We start from the raw sequence: 14,520 nt of genomic DNA, 5'->3' as shown, positions 1-14,520 counted from the left end.
GGCGTTAGCTGTACAAAAACTCCGAGGTCAGCCGAGCTGCTTGGTGATCTCTGCTGCGCGGGCTGCTGCCGCGCGGGCGCCGTCGGCAATGATCTTGGGGATGCCGCCGTCGTCGAAGGCCATGATGGCACGCTCAGTGGTGCCATTGGGGCTGGTGACGGCGATTCGCAGGGCTGAGGGATCCGCACCCGGTTCGGCCAGCATGAAGCCGGCGCCGGCCACTGTTTCGCGGGCAAGCATGACGGACAGCTCCTGGTCCAGGCCCAGTTCGACACCGGCTGCTGCCATGGCCTCGGCCAGGTAGAAAGCGTATGCCGGGCCCGAACCGCTGATGGCAGACAGCGCGTCCACCTGTTCCTCCGGGATCTCCACCACCGTGCCGGCACCAGCCAGCGCGGCTTTGGCCTGTTCGAGCTGCTCAGGGGTGCAATGCGTTCCCGGGGAGACCGAGATGACGCCGCGCCCCAGCCGGGCCGGTGTATTGGGCATGGTGCGGATCACCGGCTGGCCGTCCGGCAGCGCTGCTTCGAGCTGGGCGATGGAAACGGCCGCCGCGACGCTGACAACAATCGTGTCCTTGGCCAGGGCCGGGCTGATCTCCCGTGCCAGATCCAGGACGCCTACCGGTTTAACGCCAAGGATGACCAGGCCGGAGCCCTTGGTAGCCAACTTATTGTTGTCGGGCTCCTCTTCGCCGGCGATGGCCATAACCCCGTGCCGCTGGGCGAGTTCGTCGGCGCGCTCGGCCCGCCGGACCGTGGCCACGATGTCTGCGGGGTCGGTCCCGGCGGCGATCAGGCCTCCCAGGATTGCCTCGTTCATGGATCCACAGCCAAGGAATGCGATTCGGTTGCTCATGGCTCCATCATTGCAGTTGGCCTTGGACGGGGTCTAACGGATTCCGGATTCCCAGCTTGTTCCCAAGGTTATTGCAGGCAGCACTCATTGTTGGTCCGTAACTTAGTAGTTACCTCATTGAGGGTGCGAGTGATGAGGCGGGCATGGGGATGTCCGCCACAAGCACCGGTGGCCGGGCGGGTTTTCCCCCATTTCCCGATTCGGCCGCCGGTGCTTTCGCTTTTAACGGCCGGACCTGGCGCCGCCCGCCCGACACACCGTGTGAGACGGTGCGTCAGGCGAACGGTGCGTCAGGCCAACGGCGTCAGGCCAACAGCGTCAGTCCACCGGCGCGTCAGGCCAACAAGCTCAGAACAGGCTCGACGCCGTTAGTTCTCTACGCTGCGCAGCGATGGTGCGCTGAGGTGCTGCCGCGCGAAGCGCAGGGTTTCTGCCAGCATTTCCTCGCGCTCCCCCGCCACCTTGGCCTTGCGGGTGGAGATCTCGGCCACCACCACGCCATCGAACCCAGTGGACGCCAGGTGCTGGAGGGCGTCGGCGCACTGTTGCGTTCCCGTGCCGGGCACCAGGTGCTCGTCCTTACCGGAACCTGAACCGTCTGTGAGGTGGACGTGGCGGAGCTTGCTGCCCAATGCCTTGATGGCTTCCAAACTGTTGGCCCCGGCAGTGGCCGCGTGCGAGAAATCCCACGTGACGTCGTCGTAATCCTGTCCCAGGGGATCCCAGTGCGGCAGGTAAGCCACAGCTTCCCGGCCACGGACACGCCACGGGTACATGTTCTCCACGGCAATATGCACCTGGTACCTCGCCGCGATCTCCCGGACGCCTTCCACGAAGTTCTCCGCATAGTTGGACTGCCAACGGAACGGCGGGTGGGCCACCACGGTGTCGCATCCTACGTCGGCGGCCATCTGGCACGACTTCTCGATCTTGTTCCAGGCCGTGCCCCACACCTGTTGCGTCAGCAGCAATGTGGGCGCGTGAATGGAGACGATCTCCTGGTGGTAGCGGTGGCTCAACTGGATCAGGGCGGCCGGGTTCTGACTCACCGCGTTGTTGGTGACCATCACCTCCACGCCCTCATAACCCAGGTCCTGCGCCACGGCGAAAGCGTCATGGACACTCAAGGGGTAGACGGACGCGCTGGACAGCGCTACGGGGATCTGGCGGTCATTCACTTCAGGTTCGACGTCGTTGCTCATCTCAGGAGGCCAGCCCGCCTGCCACGGGGGCTGGGATTGGTGCAGGGGACGGGGTGTTCACGGGGACAGGAAATTCCTTGATCCCGGGGTGGGACTCATCGATCCCGGGGTGGGACTCATCATTATCCACCGTCTTGGCACCGTCCTTGGCTGCTTTCTTTTTGGACTTGTCCTTCTTCCGCTTGCCCACATGCGGCGCGGGGTCGAGGGCCTCTTCAAAGACCAGCTGGTCAAGCCGGCGAAGGATCAGGCCCTCCCGCAGTGCCCACGGACAAATCTCCATGGTGGGGAATTCAAAGAGCTCAAGCGCGGCCTCGGCCACCAGTGCACCTGCCAACAGTTGGCGTGCCCGGGCGTCCGAGACACCCGGCAGGTACAGCCGGTCCTCCACTGTCATAGCCGAAATTCGCTGGGCCCACAGGCCGAGGTCCGCGGCGTGGAGTTCGCGCTTCACGTAGGGTCCTGCCGCACTTGGCGCCGCGCCTGCGATGCGTGCCAGCGACCGGAAGGTCTTGGAAGTACCGGCCACGAGGTTCGCACGGCCGAGCTCGTGGAAATTGCGGACCACAGGCTTCAGCGTGGAACGGATGTAGCGCCGCAGTTCCTTGACGCTTTTTGCTGTCGGAGGATCATCGTGGAGCCAATCCCGTGTCAAACGGCTGGCACCCAGGGGAACCGAGGTGGCGAACTCGGGAAGTTCATCGGTTCCATAGGCCATTTCAAAGGAGCCCCCACCAATGTCCAGGTCAAGGATGGGACCTGCGCCCCACCCATACCAGCGGCGGACTGCGAAGAACGTCATGGACGCTTCCTCGCTGCCTGTCAGTTCCTGCAGGGTCACCGTTGTTTCGTGCTTGACCCGTGCCAGGACTTCCGGACCGTTGGTGGCCTCGCGGATTGCCGAGGTACAAAACGCCAGGAGGTCCTCGGCTTTGTGGCTGGCGGCGAACTCCCAGGCTTCCAGTACGAACTCGATGAGCTCGTGCTGGCCGGCGTCGTTGATGTTGCCGTCACCGTCGAGGTACTGCACCAGGGACAGGGGACGTTTGTGGGATGCGAAAGCCACCGGGCGCGCGCCCGGGTGAGCATCCACAAGAAGCAGATGGACGGTGTTGGAACCGATGTCTAGAACGCCAAGACGCATTCTGCCATTATTCACCGATTCCAAGGCCGTGAAGCAACTTGGCGGCGACGTTTCGCCGTCGGATTGGTGTCCAGCGGTTTGGGCACCGGCTATTCGGTGGGCTCCCCTGCTTCATCTGCGCGCTTGAAGTCACGGCGGATGTTGGCGATGCCTTCGGGGTCGATTTCGAAGCCGAACTCGCTGCCCGGGTTAATAACCATGCCGAGTTCATCACCGATGTTTCCCAGGATCGCTGAGCCCATGGTGCCCAGGACGTGCGGGGCCGCTTCGAGGAACCGCTCATCAACGCGGCTTGGGTGGCTGAAGACAGCCAGGACGGGCTGACCGTCAGCGTTGGAGAGCACCAACGGCTCCACCGACGAATCCGGGCCGTCCACGGCTTCGGAGCTGACCAGGTAGACCTCGTTGTTCAGGAAAGCGAGGATGACATCAACCGGGTTGGCGTCCGGCTGCTCGGCCGAGGCGAGCTTGGCCTCGAGGTCGTTCAAGGGTTCGTTGTCCGGTGAAACGGTCTGTTCAGTCATGGTTCTACTCGACCACGATGCCGGCCGGGACGCAATTCGCGCTTGCTGTCCCGGCCTTCATGGTAGCTGCTATATGGCCGCGGCCTACTTCTTGGCCGCGGCCTACGTCTTGGCCGGTGCCTTCATAGTGGCTGCTTTATGGCCGCGGCCTACTTCTTGGCGGTGGCCTTCTTCTTGGCCGGTGCCTTGCGGGTGGTGGTCCGCTTGACCGGGCCCTTGGCCCGCTTCTCGGCCAAAAGTTCGACGGCGCGTTCCCGGGTCAGTTCCTCCAACGAGGTTGAGCGGGGGACGGTGATGTTGGTGACGCCGTCAGTGATGTACGGACCGAAGCGGCCTTCCTTCACCACGATGTTCTTTTCCGAAACAGGATCCGGACCGAACTCGGCCAGCGGAGGCACAGCGGCACGGGCGCCGCGCTGCTTGGGCTGGGAATAGATCTCCAGTGCCTGCTCCAGGGTGATCGTGAAGATCTCCTCTTCCGAGCCGATGGACCGGGAATCCGTGCCCTTCTTCAGGTAGGGACCAAAGCGGCCGTTCTGCACCGTGATGGGGTTGCCGTCGGCATCCTCGCCCAGGACCCGGGGCAGGCTCATGAGCTGCAAGGCCTCGTCCAGGGTCACAGTGTCCACAGTCATGGACTTGAACAGTGAGCCCGTGCGCGGCTTGGCCTTGACAGGTTTCTTCGGCGGCTTGGGCTTGCCGTTCTTGTAATACTCCACCGGCTGGTTGGCCAGTTGTTCCTCGGTCATCTCGGGAATGATCTCGGTGACGTAGGCCCCATAGCGGCCATTTTTGGCCACCACGGTGTGTCCGGTGTGGGGATCGGTTCCCAGCACCCGTTCCTCCGGGGCAGCGGTCTCCATGAGTTCTTTGGCTTTGTCGGCCGTGAGCTCATCCGGGGCCAGTTCCTCGGGGACGTTGGCACGCGCGGATTCCACTACCTCTCCGGTCTTCTCATCCACGGTGGGGATGGAGCTTTCCAGGTAGGGTCCGAACTTGCCGACCCGGAGGGTAATGCCCTCGGCGATAGGTACGGAGTTGATTTCGCGGGCATCGATTTCGCCCAGGTTGTTCACAATGCTCAACAGGCCAGGATCGGCGTCTTCACCATAGTAGAAGTGCTTCAGCCAGGCGGCACCCACGGCCTGTCCGTTGGCGATCTTATCCAGGTCGCCTTCCATGTCCGCGGTGAACTCATAGTCCACGTAATCCGTGAAGTGCTGTTCCAGCAAACGGATCACGGAGAACGCAATCCAGCTGGGGACCAAGGCGGACCCCTGCTTACGGACGTAGCCACGGTCCTGGATGGTGGAAATGGTGGAGGCGTAAGTGGACGGGCGGCCGATGCCGCGCTTTTCCAGCTCAGCCGTCAGCGAAGCTTCGGTGTACCGAGGCGGCGGTGAGGTTTCGTGGCCCACAGCCAGGATGTCGGAAGCGGTGAGCTCATCGCCCTTGGCCACGTTGGGCAGGCGTCGGGCTTCGTCGGATTCATCGTCTCCGCGGCTCTCATCCTTGCCTTCTTCATAGGCGGCCAGGAAGCCGGGGAAGGTGATGACGGTGCCTGAAGCCGAGAATTCGGCGTCGCGTCCGTCAGCAGCCACGGCTCCGAGGCGGATGGTGGCCGTGGAGCCCTTGGCATCGGCCATCTGGGAGGCCACCGTGCGCTTCCAGATGAGCTCGTACAGCCGGAACTCGTCGCCGCTCAGCTGCTTGGCCACCTGGGCAGGGGTGCGGAAGGAGTCACCGGCGGGACGGATGGCCTCGTGGGCTTCCTGGGCATTGGCTGCCTTGTTGGCGTACACGCGTGGGCTCTGGGGTACGTACTCGGGGCCGTACAGCTCGGCAGCCTGGCGACGGGATGCCGTGAGGGCTTCATCGCTTAATGCCGAGGAGTCGGTACGCATATAGGTGATGTAGCCGTTTTCATACAGGCGTTGGGCTACCTGCATGGTGCTCTTGGAGGAGAAACGCAGCTTGCGGCCGGCTTCCTGCTGAAGCGTCGAGGTGGTGAACGGCGCGGCAGGACGGCGGGTGTACGGCTTGGTATCGACGGAACGAACGCGGAATTCGGCGTTCTCCAGTCCAGCAGCCAAAGACGTAGCCAGTTCCTCGTTGAGGTGCACCACGGTGGAGGAGGTCAGCTGGCCGTTGTCGTTGAAATCGCGGCCACTGGCAACCTTGGAACCGTCCACGGCAGCAAGCTTGGCTTTAAAGGACCCCGAGCCGGCACCGAATTGGCCCGTAAGGTCCCAGTAGGACGCGGCCCGGAAGGCCATGCGTTCGCGTTCACGGTCCACCACCATGCGGGTCACCACGGACTGCACGCGGCCCGCCGAGAGCCCGCGGGCAACCTTGCGCCACAGGACAGGAGAGATTTCGTAGCCGTACAGGCGGTCAAGGATACGGCGGGTTTCCTGGGCGTCCACCAGGGCGGTGTCGACATCGCGCAGGTTGTCCATGGCGCGGTGGATGGCTTCCTTGGTGATTTCACCGAAGGTCATGCGGTAGACGGGAACCTTGGGTTTCAGGACCTCAAGGAGGTGCCATGCGATGGCTTCGCCTTCGCGGTCCCCATCGGTTGCGAGATAGAGCGCGTCAGCGTCTTTCAGCTGCGCCTTGAGCTCGGCAACTTTTTTCTTTTTGTCCGGGGAGACAACGTAGTACGGCTTGAAGCCGTTTTCGACGTCGACGGCGAACTTGCCCAGCGAGGTCTTCTTCAGTTCTGCAGGGAGGTCCGAGGGCTGCGGGAGGTCCCGGATGTGGCCGATGGAAGCCTCGACGATGAAGCCCTCGCCAAGGTACTTGGCGATGGTCTTACTCTTGGCGGGAGACTCCACGATCACGAGTTTCTTGCCGGTTTTTGCCTTGCTGGGCACGGTGCTCCTACAGAAAAAATGTGTAATTGGGCTGGTGCCCATATTGGCCTAGTTCACCATAGATTGCAGAATCCTGCGTTCTGGTACGGAAACCAGGGCGGTCATTCGGTGACCCGGCCGGAAGGTTACTGCCCGGGTGCCACACGATCATCCGGGATCATTGACCACAAGGTTGCCACACGTTCGGCACCTTCGGGAATCTGCGTCGGATCCTCCAGCTCGTACTCCCTGACTACCTCACGGATTCTGTCCGCAAGTTCCTTCCGTTGCGGGTGGGTGAGGTAGAGCAGGTTGCTGGAGAGGACCACCGAAACCGGTTCATCTCCCCCTTCACCGCGCTGGCGGCGTTCTCCACGGGCTTTGGCGAACGCCGAAGCCCGTCGGCGGAAAGCATCCAGCTCAAGGTCAACCACGGCTATCTCGGGACTGGCGACGCTGCCTCCGGAGATAGTGAAGTCTGTACCAGCTGCCTTCCAACGCCGCTCGCGCGCGTCCCCCGCATTTTCGGCCGGTGCCACGATTCCCCATTTCTGGAGGGCACGGAGGTGGTAGCTCATGGCACTGGGGGTCAGGCCCGTACGCGCAGCGAGTTCAGTGGCGGTGTGGCTCACCTGGGTGGCGTAGAGCTCGGAGATGACCTCGATGCGTGCAGCGTGCGCCAAGGCACGGATAGCCTTGGGGTCGGTGATCTCAACCGTCTTCTCGGCCCGCTTCCGCCGCGGAACGTCTCCTGACGTTTGGGATGTCTCGTTGTTCGCAATCACTTGATCAGTGTAGTCAGGGTCACTAACCGGACCAGCGGAGTTCATTCCCGCCGGCGTCGCGTCGCTGCTCATGTGCCGGCCTGTGCTGGGTCCGGAAGCAGGAATCCCTCGAGGACGAGGTTGGTGACGTCGCGGTACAAGCCATCCCTGAAGGCGTCCTCGTGAAAGTCTTCACCGCCTCCCAGCAGGGAGACCAGGGCTGCCACGATCTGCCGGACCGAGAGCTCTCCATCGCAGGCAGATGCGAAACCTGCAAGTTCCGTGCTGAGCAGATTGGTCCTTCGGAGACCGGCACCCTGCCTGAGGAGGATAACGCCCGGGTGGACAGCACCGGGGCGTTGGTGTCGTTCTTCGGTCACGTCCTCCGCTACCAGCAGGTGCGCCTCGGGCACTGCGTTGGCAGCCACCCAATCGGCCCGTTCAACGGCCGCACCCAGATGGGGTCCAATGGGTTGCTCGATGGGATAGGTAATCTCCTCGAAACGGCTGATGATGGCCTGCTGCCCGGCCTCCGGGCGGCGTAACCAGATCATGCCGAAGCCCACGCCCTCCACGTTCCGGGACGCGAAGTCATCAAGGTAGGAAGCATAGGACTCTTTGTATTGCTCGCGGTCACGGTTCTGAGAGGCATCCTGCAGCCAGGTCTCGGCATACTGTTCCGGATCCACTTGCTCGCGTTGAATGAACCACACGTCAAGTTCCGCGTCCTTGAGCCATTCCTTGGGACGGTCCTTCCAGTCCGTTCCCTCAGTGACCTCCCAATTTCCCAGCATCTGGGCGGTGCCCCCGGGCGCAAGGACCCCTGAGATCGACTGCACCAACGACGCCACAATTCCGTCTCCGGGAAGCCCACCGTCACGGTAAGTGAATTGGTCCGAGGAGGATTCCCCGCCTTTCCTTGGCGTGATCACGAAGGGAGGGTTGGATACCACCAGTCCGAACTGTTCGCCCGCCACTGGTTCCAGGAGCGATCCGAGCCGCAGGCTTACCCGGCTTTCCAGATCCTGCGGATCCAGTTCAAGTTCCGCAGCGTTCAGCAGGAGGTTGAACCGGGTGAAAGCCAGCGCGCGTTCGGAGATGTCCGTAGCCGTGACGTGCTCGCAATGGTGCAGGAGGTGGAACGTTTGAATCCCGCATCCGGTCCCCAGGTCCAGGGCACGTTGGGTGTGTTCCCTGATGGTCGTCTGGACCAGCGTCGTGGAGGCGCGCCCGATGCCCAGGACATGGTCATGACGAAGGACCCCCGGCTGCTGGTGGGCAGCGAGATCACTGGCTACCCAAAGTTCGGCACCGCCGCTGCCGTCGGCATTCGCATCCCAACCGTAAGGGCGTAAATCAACCGTGACCCGGACAACGCCGGCGTCCACCGTGGCCAGGCCGAGGTCCACGAGTCCTTGGCTGCGGATTCCAGGCAGGGCAGAGTCAACCTCCGCCACGGACTGCGGGACGGCCAACAGCCAGAGACGGACCACCACAGCCAGTGCCCGGACAGCGGGATCGTGCGAGTCCGTCAGCCGCTCGGTGGCCAAGAGGGCGGGCACCACCTGGTCCCGGCCAAGGGCCGCTGAGGCCGACTCCCCCAGGAGGGCAGCAACGCCGTCCACGGTGTAGGAGATGGCCTGAAGGTCCCCGGCGAGAACCTGGAGCAGGCCGGGCTGGTCGCTTCGGGGAGCATCATCGGTATTGCCTGCAGTAAAGGCGAAAGCTGTGTCAGTCACCTTGCAAGTGTAGGTGCGGCGGGCAAGGCCTTGCGGGGCCGATCCGGGCTATGTGGACGAAGGACCCCATTGGAACCCGGTAGCGTGGAATCATGCTCAACTTCTCCTCCACAAGGCGCCGCGCGGGCCTTGTTGCCCTGGCCGCTGCTGTCCTGCTGGGGGCCGGCGCCTGCCAAGCGCCCGTTAACATCGCAGATGCAGACGTTCCTGCCTGGAAGGAAAAGGTCCTTCCGGCAGCAAACGGCGCGGTTCTGGAGGACTCAGGCAAGATCCTCAACAGGGATCCGCTGGTGAAGGAATCGACCAGTGTCCCCGCCGGAACCTACACGCTCACCATGGCCTGCGACGGCGGCGGCAAGGCTTACTTCGCAGTCTCTTCAAGTGGAAACAAGATTGCCGATGCCGCAGCTGCATGCAACGGCAGCCTGGATGTGGTGAAAATCAAAGTGCCCGCAACTGGTCCGATCAACATCTCCACCAGCAGCGTTGACGCCCCGTTGATCTACGCCTACCATCTGGCTCCAACCACAAGCTAGGACCCGCCGGAACCTGGCTCCGCAGGGCCTTCAGACGGAGGCCGCCCGGGCGTAAAGTCAGTGCATGGGCAGCAAGGCAGCTTGCTCGGTGAGGCCACAGCGGCTGGCGAAGGCCGCCGTCGTGCTTCTTGTTGTCCTGTGCGGCGGCGTGGCCGGTTGCGAGTACACCTATGAGGACGGCGGCAAGCCGGAAGCGAGTGCCACCTCCACGGCGGGAAATATTGCGCTTCCGCCCGATCCGGCACTGGAAGAAACCGTCAGCGGCGAGGCCCTTGAAGAATGGGCGAAAGCTGCGCTGCCCGAATCCCAAGGGCAGTCGTTCTACTCCAGCAACGGCTACCTGAACCCCGGTGAGTCCAAGTCCGAGCAAACTGTGCAGTTGCCCGCTGGAACGTACGCCGTAACGTTGGCATGCCGCGGCACGCGTCGTGTGTCCTTCGATGTCACATTGAATGGGGTCGCCTTGGTGGACCTGACCTTGGGATGCGCCAACGCCAGGGTGAGCGTTGTCCAACTGGATAAAGACGCCATCCTGTCCATCACTGTGGGATCCAGGTCCGATGCCAACTTCGCCTACCGGGTCAGCCGGCTCTGAACCCGGCCTTACGCTGCTTCGCAGCCTCCGGGGCAGCGCAGCGTTTCCGGGCTTGAAGCACACTCGGCACAGTAAAGGGTCAAGGTCCGGCAGCTGAGGTTGGAGCAGTTCTCGAACTTGTTGGTGGGAGCGGAGCAGCGCACGCATTCACCGATGGTCTTGGCGTCCTCGCTGAACTCAACGTGCATGCGCTTGTCAAAGACGTACAGGGAACCTTCCCAGAGGCCCTTGTCCTTGAACGTTTCGCCGTAGCGGACAATCCCGCCATCGAGCTGGTACACCTCTTTGAAGCCCCTGTTGACCATCAGGCTGGACAAGACCTCGCAGCGGATTCCGCCAGTGCAATAGGTAACAACGGGCTTATCCTTGAGGTCGTCGTACTTGCCCGAGTCGAGTTCCTTGATGAAGTCATGCGTGGTGTCCACGTCCGGAACGATCGCATCCTTGAACTTGCCGATCTGTGCCTCGAACGCGTTGCGGCCATCAAAGAACACCACGTCCTCGCCACTGGACTTCTTCGCATCCACCAACGCGTGGAGTTCCTCCGGCTGCAGGTGTTTGCCGCCGCCCACCACGCCCTGGTCATCAACCCGGAGTTCCCCGGGAGCACCGAACGACACGATTTCATCGCGGACCTTGACGCTGAGGCGCGGGAAATCTGCGGCGCCTCCCTCCGACCATTTGAAGTCGATCCCGTGGAAGCCCTTATATTCACGCGTGGTCTTCACGTACTGCTTCATGTTGTTCAGTTCGCCGCCCACCGTGGCGTTGATGCCGTCCTTCGAGATGAGGATCCGGCCGGTGAGCCCAAGTTTCTCGCAGAGGGCACGCTGCCATAGACGCACGGCGTCGGGGTCGGCGATCGGGGTAAAGCCATAGAAGAGCACAATTCGGTTCAAAGCCACTATTCAAGGGTACTTGGTGCAGTAAAATCGCCGGGCGGCAGGACTGCCGGACCAAGTGCCGGGGCAGCTGCGGGGGTTGCTGCCGGGGCATGTTCTGCGGCGGCTGCCGGGGTGGCTGTCGGGGCATGTTCTGCGGCGGCTGCCGGGGTGGCTGTCGGGGCATGTTCTGCGGCGGCTGCCGCGGGGAGAAGTCACAATTGCATAAGCAACCATTCCGGCGCTGATCCGGCTCTGTTGCTTCATGGTGTGCTGGCATACTCTCTCTACATGAGTCCAGACGCCTTGGTTGAAGACATTGCGCACCTCTTGGAAGTCTGGGTAGCCGGCTGGTCCGGCTGCCGGGGCTACGAGTCACGCCAGGAAGGCCGCTTCCCTGCCGCACTTCGCGCCGACAAGACCGGTGACTGGGAGTATTTTGCCCATGATCCCTCGGACGAAGAGTTCACCGCCCTGGCGGCTAAAACCGCAGAAGCTCCCACCCGGATCCTGACGGTCCTTACCAACGACGTCCAACGCTACAAGTACCTCGCGGAACAGCACGGGCTGACCGTGACCTCCGCATCGCAAACCATGATGATCGTGGACATGGAAACCCAGGATGCCGAGGATCCCTGGCTCCCGGACGATGACCTGGAACTGGCTACCTCCGAATCCAACGGGGTCCACTACGCGGTGGTCCATTCCGGCGAGCAGGTAGCTGCGAGCGGACGGGTCTTCGTGGTGGACGGGACCGCCGTCTTCGACAAAATCGTCACCGAACCGGACTTCCAACGGCGTGGGTTGGGCAGCTTCATCATGAAGGCCCTGGCCGCCCAAGCTTTTTCCCACGATGTCGAGAACGGGCTGCTGCTGGCATCCCTGGACGGTCAGAAACTGTACTCCCACCTCGGCTGGGAAGTGGTGGGGCACGTGCTCATGATGTCCGCCAGCGGCACCGAAGGATCTGATCTCTCGGGGCTGTAACTGCCCGCGGTCGTGTTGGGTTCGACGGCGGCGCCCGCGGGTGCCGCCGTCGGCATGGCTGCACAGTGACAGAATGATTCGGTGGCTGCACCTCAATCATTGATCTCCTTGCTGGGCCGGACGCCGGACCCGGAGCAGTTGCGCCATGTCCACACCATCCCTGCGCGGAAGGCCGTTAATGAGCCCTGGCCGGGCTGGGCTCACCCCGACGTCGTGGACGCCTACCAGTCCCTGGGTATCCAGGAACCGTACCGGCACCAGATCCAGGCAGCCGAGCTCGCCCATTCCGGACAACACGTAGTGATCGCCACTGGTACGGCATCCGGCAAGTCTCTGGCCTACCAGCTTCCTGCCCTGGACGCGATTCACCGTTCCGAGCTGCGGGTCCTCTCCGATCCCGGAAAGATCCACGACGACGGTGCGGTCACCCTCTACCTGTCCCCTACCAAGGCTCTGGCTGCAGACCAGCTCGCGGCGATCCGTGCGCTGAAGCTTCCCACCGTAAGGGCGGAAACATACGACGGCGACACCGACGTGGCGTCGCGGCGTTGGATCCGCGACCATGCCAACTTCATCCTGGCCAACCCGGACATGCTGCACTTTGGAATCCTGCCCAACCACACTTGGTGGGCAAAGTTTTTCCGGCGGCTGCGCTACGTCATTGTGGACGAGGCACACAGCTACCGCGGAGTCTTCGGTTCCCATGTGGCAAACCTGATGCGTCGCCTCCGGCGGATCTGTGCTTACTACGGCGCAGGCAACACGTTCCCAGAGCCGGTGTTCATTGCTGCGTCGGCCACCGCGTCCGATCCCGGTGTTTCCTTTGGCCGGCTCATCGGTGCTCCGGTCAGGGAAGTCTCCGAGGACTGCTCGCCGCACGGTTCCACCACGGTGGCTTTCTGGGAGCCCGCGCTGACCGATGTCAAAGGTGAAAACGGTGCCAAACAGCGGCGGACTGCCGTAGCCGAAACAGCGGACATCCTGGCCAACCTCGTGTCCTCGCGTGTAAGGACCATCGCGTTCATCAAGTCGCGTCGAGGGGCCGAATCCATTGCGTCGATCACCAAGAGGCTCCTCGACGAGGTGGACCCAAGTCTGCCAGGGCGCGTGGCCGCCTATAGATCCGGGTATCTTCCCGAAGAACGTCGTGCTCTGGAGCAGGCTTTGAGGTCCGGCCAGCTGTTGGGTGTTTCCAGCACGTCCGCTTTGGAACTGGGGATCGACATTTCCGGCCTCGATGCGGTGCTGGTGGCTGGATGGCCGGGCACCCGTGCCTCCCTTTTCCAACAGATTGGCCGGGCCGGCCGGGCGGGGCAGGATGCCATTGCCGCTTTCGTGGCAAGCGACGACCCCTTGGACACGTACCTGGTGAACCATCCCGAGGCCATTTTTGACGTTTCCGTGGAAGCCACCGTCTTTGATCCCGGAAACCCCTACGTCCTGGGACCCCACCTGTGTGCAGCGGCTGCAGAACTGCCGATCGGGCCTGCCGAGCTTGATCTTTTCGGCCCAACGTCCGAGGGACTCCTGGACCGGCTTGTTGTCCAGGGATACCTGCGCAAGCGCCCTGCAGGATGGTTCTGGACCCACCCGGAGAGTGCCGCCGGAATGGTGAATCTCCGGGCGGACGGAGGCGGTCCAGTGAGCATCGTTGACGCCGAAACAGGGTCGCTCCTGGGGACCATGGACTCGCCGCAAACCCACTACCAGGCCCACACGGGTGCCATCTATGTCCACCAGGGCGAAAGCTACCTGGTGGAAGACCTCAATGAGGCCGACCATTGCGTCATGGTCCGCCGGGTGAACCCCGATTTCTACACCACCGCGAGGGACGTGACCCAGATCGAGGTGCTCGAAACGTCGCGCTCGGTCCAGTGGGGCGACATCACCGTGCATTTTGGCGACGTCAAAGTGACTACGCAAGTTGTCTCCTTCCAACGCAAGGCCTTGATTTCCAACGAGATCCTTGGTGAAGAACCCTTGGAGCTGGGCGCCCGGGATCTCTTTACCAAGGCCGTCTGGTTTGTTGTGGATAACCGCTCTCTTCACGGGGCAGGTCTGGTGGAAGCAGAGTTCCCGGGGGCACTTCACGCTGCCGAACACGCTGCCATCGGTCTCCTTCCGTTGGTTGCCTCCAGTGACCGCTGGGACATTGGCGGTGTTTCCACTGCCCTGCACGCCGACACCGGGGTGCCCACGATTTTCGTCTACGACGGACATCCCGGTGGTGCCGGATTCGCTGAGCGGGGCTTTGAAAAGGCCAAGATCTGGTTGACGGCAACCAAAGAAGCCATTCAGGCCTGTGAGTGTGAGGCAGGCTGCCCATCCTGCGTCCAGTCCCCTAAATGCGGCAACAAGAACAATCCGTTGGACAAGGCAGCCGCCATCACCCTCCTTGGTGTGTTGTTGAAGGACGCCATCTAGGGCAGGCTGTT

The 14,520-nt window shown here is 62.7% G+C and carries 12 protein-coding genes; 4 read left to right on the top strand and 8 right to left on the bottom strand.

Annotation, left to right across the window (positions count from 1 at the left end; genetic code table 11):
* Nucleotides 1–27 precede the first annotated feature (27 nt).
* The 7 genes from proC to BLQ01_RS00270 all read right to left on the bottom strand — a co-directional run bounded on the left by proC (nt 28) and on the right by BLQ01_RS00270 (nt 9,086).
* The gene (proC, locus tag BLQ01_RS00300) at nt 28–858 is read right to left on the bottom strand and encodes a pyrroline-5-carboxylate reductase (RefSeq protein WP_091549689.1); all 831 of its coding nucleotides are present in this window, start codon (nt 856–858) and stop codon (nt 28–30) included.
* 368 nt (nt 859–1,226) lie between these two features.
* Entirely contained in the window at nt 1,227–2,060 is an 834-nt protein-coding gene (locus BLQ01_RS00295) for a sugar phosphate isomerase/epimerase family protein (RefSeq protein WP_026546534.1), read from the bottom strand.
* 1 nt (nt 2,061) lies between these two features.
* Nucleotides 2,062–3,204 carry a Ppx/GppA phosphatase family protein gene (locus BLQ01_RS00290; protein ID WP_026541354.1) on the bottom strand — a complete coding sequence of 381 codons (1,143 nt, stop codon included), beginning with the start codon at nt 3,202–3,204 and terminating at the stop codon, nt 2,062–2,064.
* Between the two features lie 89 nt (nt 3,205–3,293).
* Nucleotides 3,294–3,728, bottom strand: coding sequence for an SseB family protein (locus tag BLQ01_RS00285; RefSeq protein WP_026541355.1), 435 nt, complete (start codon nt 3,726–3,728; stop codon nt 3,294–3,296).
* A gap of 149 nt (nt 3,729–3,877) precedes the next feature.
* The gene (gene topA / locus BLQ01_RS00280) at nt 3,878–6,604 is read right to left on the bottom strand and encodes a type I DNA topoisomerase (protein ID WP_091549688.1); all 2,727 of its coding nucleotides are present in this window, start codon (nt 6,602–6,604) and stop codon (nt 3,878–3,880) included.
* 125 nt (nt 6,605–6,729) lie between these two features.
* Nucleotides 6,730–7,440 (bottom strand): ArsR/SmtB family transcription factor, encoded by a 711-nt coding sequence (locus tag BLQ01_RS00275; RefSeq protein ID WP_026541357.1) that lies wholly within the window; start codon nt 7,438–7,440, stop codon nt 6,730–6,732.
* Nucleotides 7,437–9,086, bottom strand: a complete 1,650-nt coding sequence (locus BLQ01_RS00270) for a DUF7059 domain-containing protein (RefSeq protein WP_026546536.1) — start codon at nt 9,084–9,086, stop codon at nt 7,437–7,439. Before BLQ01_RS00270 ends, BLQ01_RS00275 begins: the two co-directional genes overlap by 4 nt.
* A 92-nt stretch (nt 9,087–9,178) precedes the next feature.
* Between BLQ01_RS00270 and BLQ01_RS00265 the strand changes: the two genes are divergently transcribed.
* On the top strand, nt 9,179–9,622 hold the full coding sequence (locus tag BLQ01_RS00265) for a hypothetical protein (RefSeq protein ID WP_026546537.1): 444 nt from the start codon (nt 9,179–9,181) through the stop codon (nt 9,620–9,622).
* 64 nt (nt 9,623–9,686) lie between these two features.
* Nucleotides 9,687–10,217 (top strand): hypothetical protein, encoded by a 531-nt coding sequence (locus BLQ01_RS00260; protein WP_026546538.1) that lies wholly within the window; start codon nt 9,687–9,689, stop codon nt 10,215–10,217.
* A gap of 8 nt (nt 10,218–10,225) precedes the next feature.
* Here BLQ01_RS00260 and BLQ01_RS00255 read toward each other — a convergent pair whose 3' ends face one another.
* Entirely contained in the window at nt 10,226–11,122 is an 897-nt protein-coding gene (locus BLQ01_RS00255; RefSeq protein ID WP_026541361.1) for an oxygen-dependent tRNA uridine(34) hydroxylase TrhO, read from the bottom strand.
* A 267-nt stretch (nt 11,123–11,389) separates the two neighbouring features.
* On the opposite strand from BLQ01_RS00255, the gene BLQ01_RS00250 reads away from it, so the two are divergent.
* Together BLQ01_RS00250 and BLQ01_RS00245 are read left to right on the top strand one after the other, a co-directional pair.
* Nucleotides 11,390–12,085, top strand: coding sequence for a GNAT family N-acetyltransferase (locus tag BLQ01_RS00250; RefSeq protein WP_026541362.1), 696 nt, complete (start codon nt 11,390–11,392; stop codon nt 12,083–12,085).
* Between the two features lie 81 nt (nt 12,086–12,166).
* A complete protein-coding gene (locus BLQ01_RS00245) occupies nt 12,167–14,509 on the top strand; it encodes a DEAD/DEAH box helicase (protein WP_026541363.1) in 2,343 nt (780 codons plus the stop codon).
* Nucleotides 14,510–14,520: the final 11 nt, after the last annotated feature.

The organism is Arthrobacter sp. UNCCL28 (assembly GCF_900102805.1).
Classification (GTDB): Bacteria; Actinomycetota; Actinomycetes; order Actinomycetales; family Micrococcaceae; genus Arthrobacter; species Arthrobacter nicotinovorans_A.
The sequence above is the reverse complement of the archived record's forward strand: the minus strand, read 5'-3'. Positions and strand labels throughout refer to the sequence as shown.

What these genes read in the sequence shown, in the direction of transcription:
- proC (WP_091549689.1), bottom strand. Translation starts at nt 858, where the DNA reads ATGAGCAACCGAATCGCATTCCTTGGCTGTGGATCCATGAACGAGGCA.
- BLQ01_RS00295 (WP_026546534.1), bottom strand. Translation starts at nt 2,060, where the DNA reads ATGAGCAACGACGTCGAACCTGAAGTGAATGACCGCCAGATCCCCGTA.
- BLQ01_RS00290 (WP_026541354.1), bottom strand. Translation starts at nt 3,204, where the DNA reads ATGCGTCTTGGCGTTCTAGACATCGGTTCCAACACCGTCCATCTGCTT.
- BLQ01_RS00285 (WP_026541355.1), bottom strand. Translation starts at nt 3,728, where the DNA reads ATGACTGAACAGACCGTTTCACCGGACAACGAACCCTTGAACGACCTC.
- BLQ01_RS00275 (WP_026541357.1), bottom strand. Translation starts at nt 7,440, where the DNA reads ATGAGCAGCGACGCGACGCCGGCGGGAATGAACTCCGCTGGTCCGGTT.
- BLQ01_RS00265 (WP_026546537.1), top strand. Translation starts at nt 9,179, where the DNA reads ATGCTCAACTTCTCCTCCACAAGGCGCCGCGCGGGCCTTGTTGCCCTG.
- BLQ01_RS00260 (WP_026546538.1), top strand. Translation starts at nt 9,687, where the DNA reads ATGGGCAGCAAGGCAGCTTGCTCGGTGAGGCCACAGCGGCTGGCGAAG.
- BLQ01_RS00250 (WP_026541362.1), top strand. Translation starts at nt 11,390, where the DNA reads ATGAGTCCAGACGCCTTGGTTGAAGACATTGCGCACCTCTTGGAAGTC.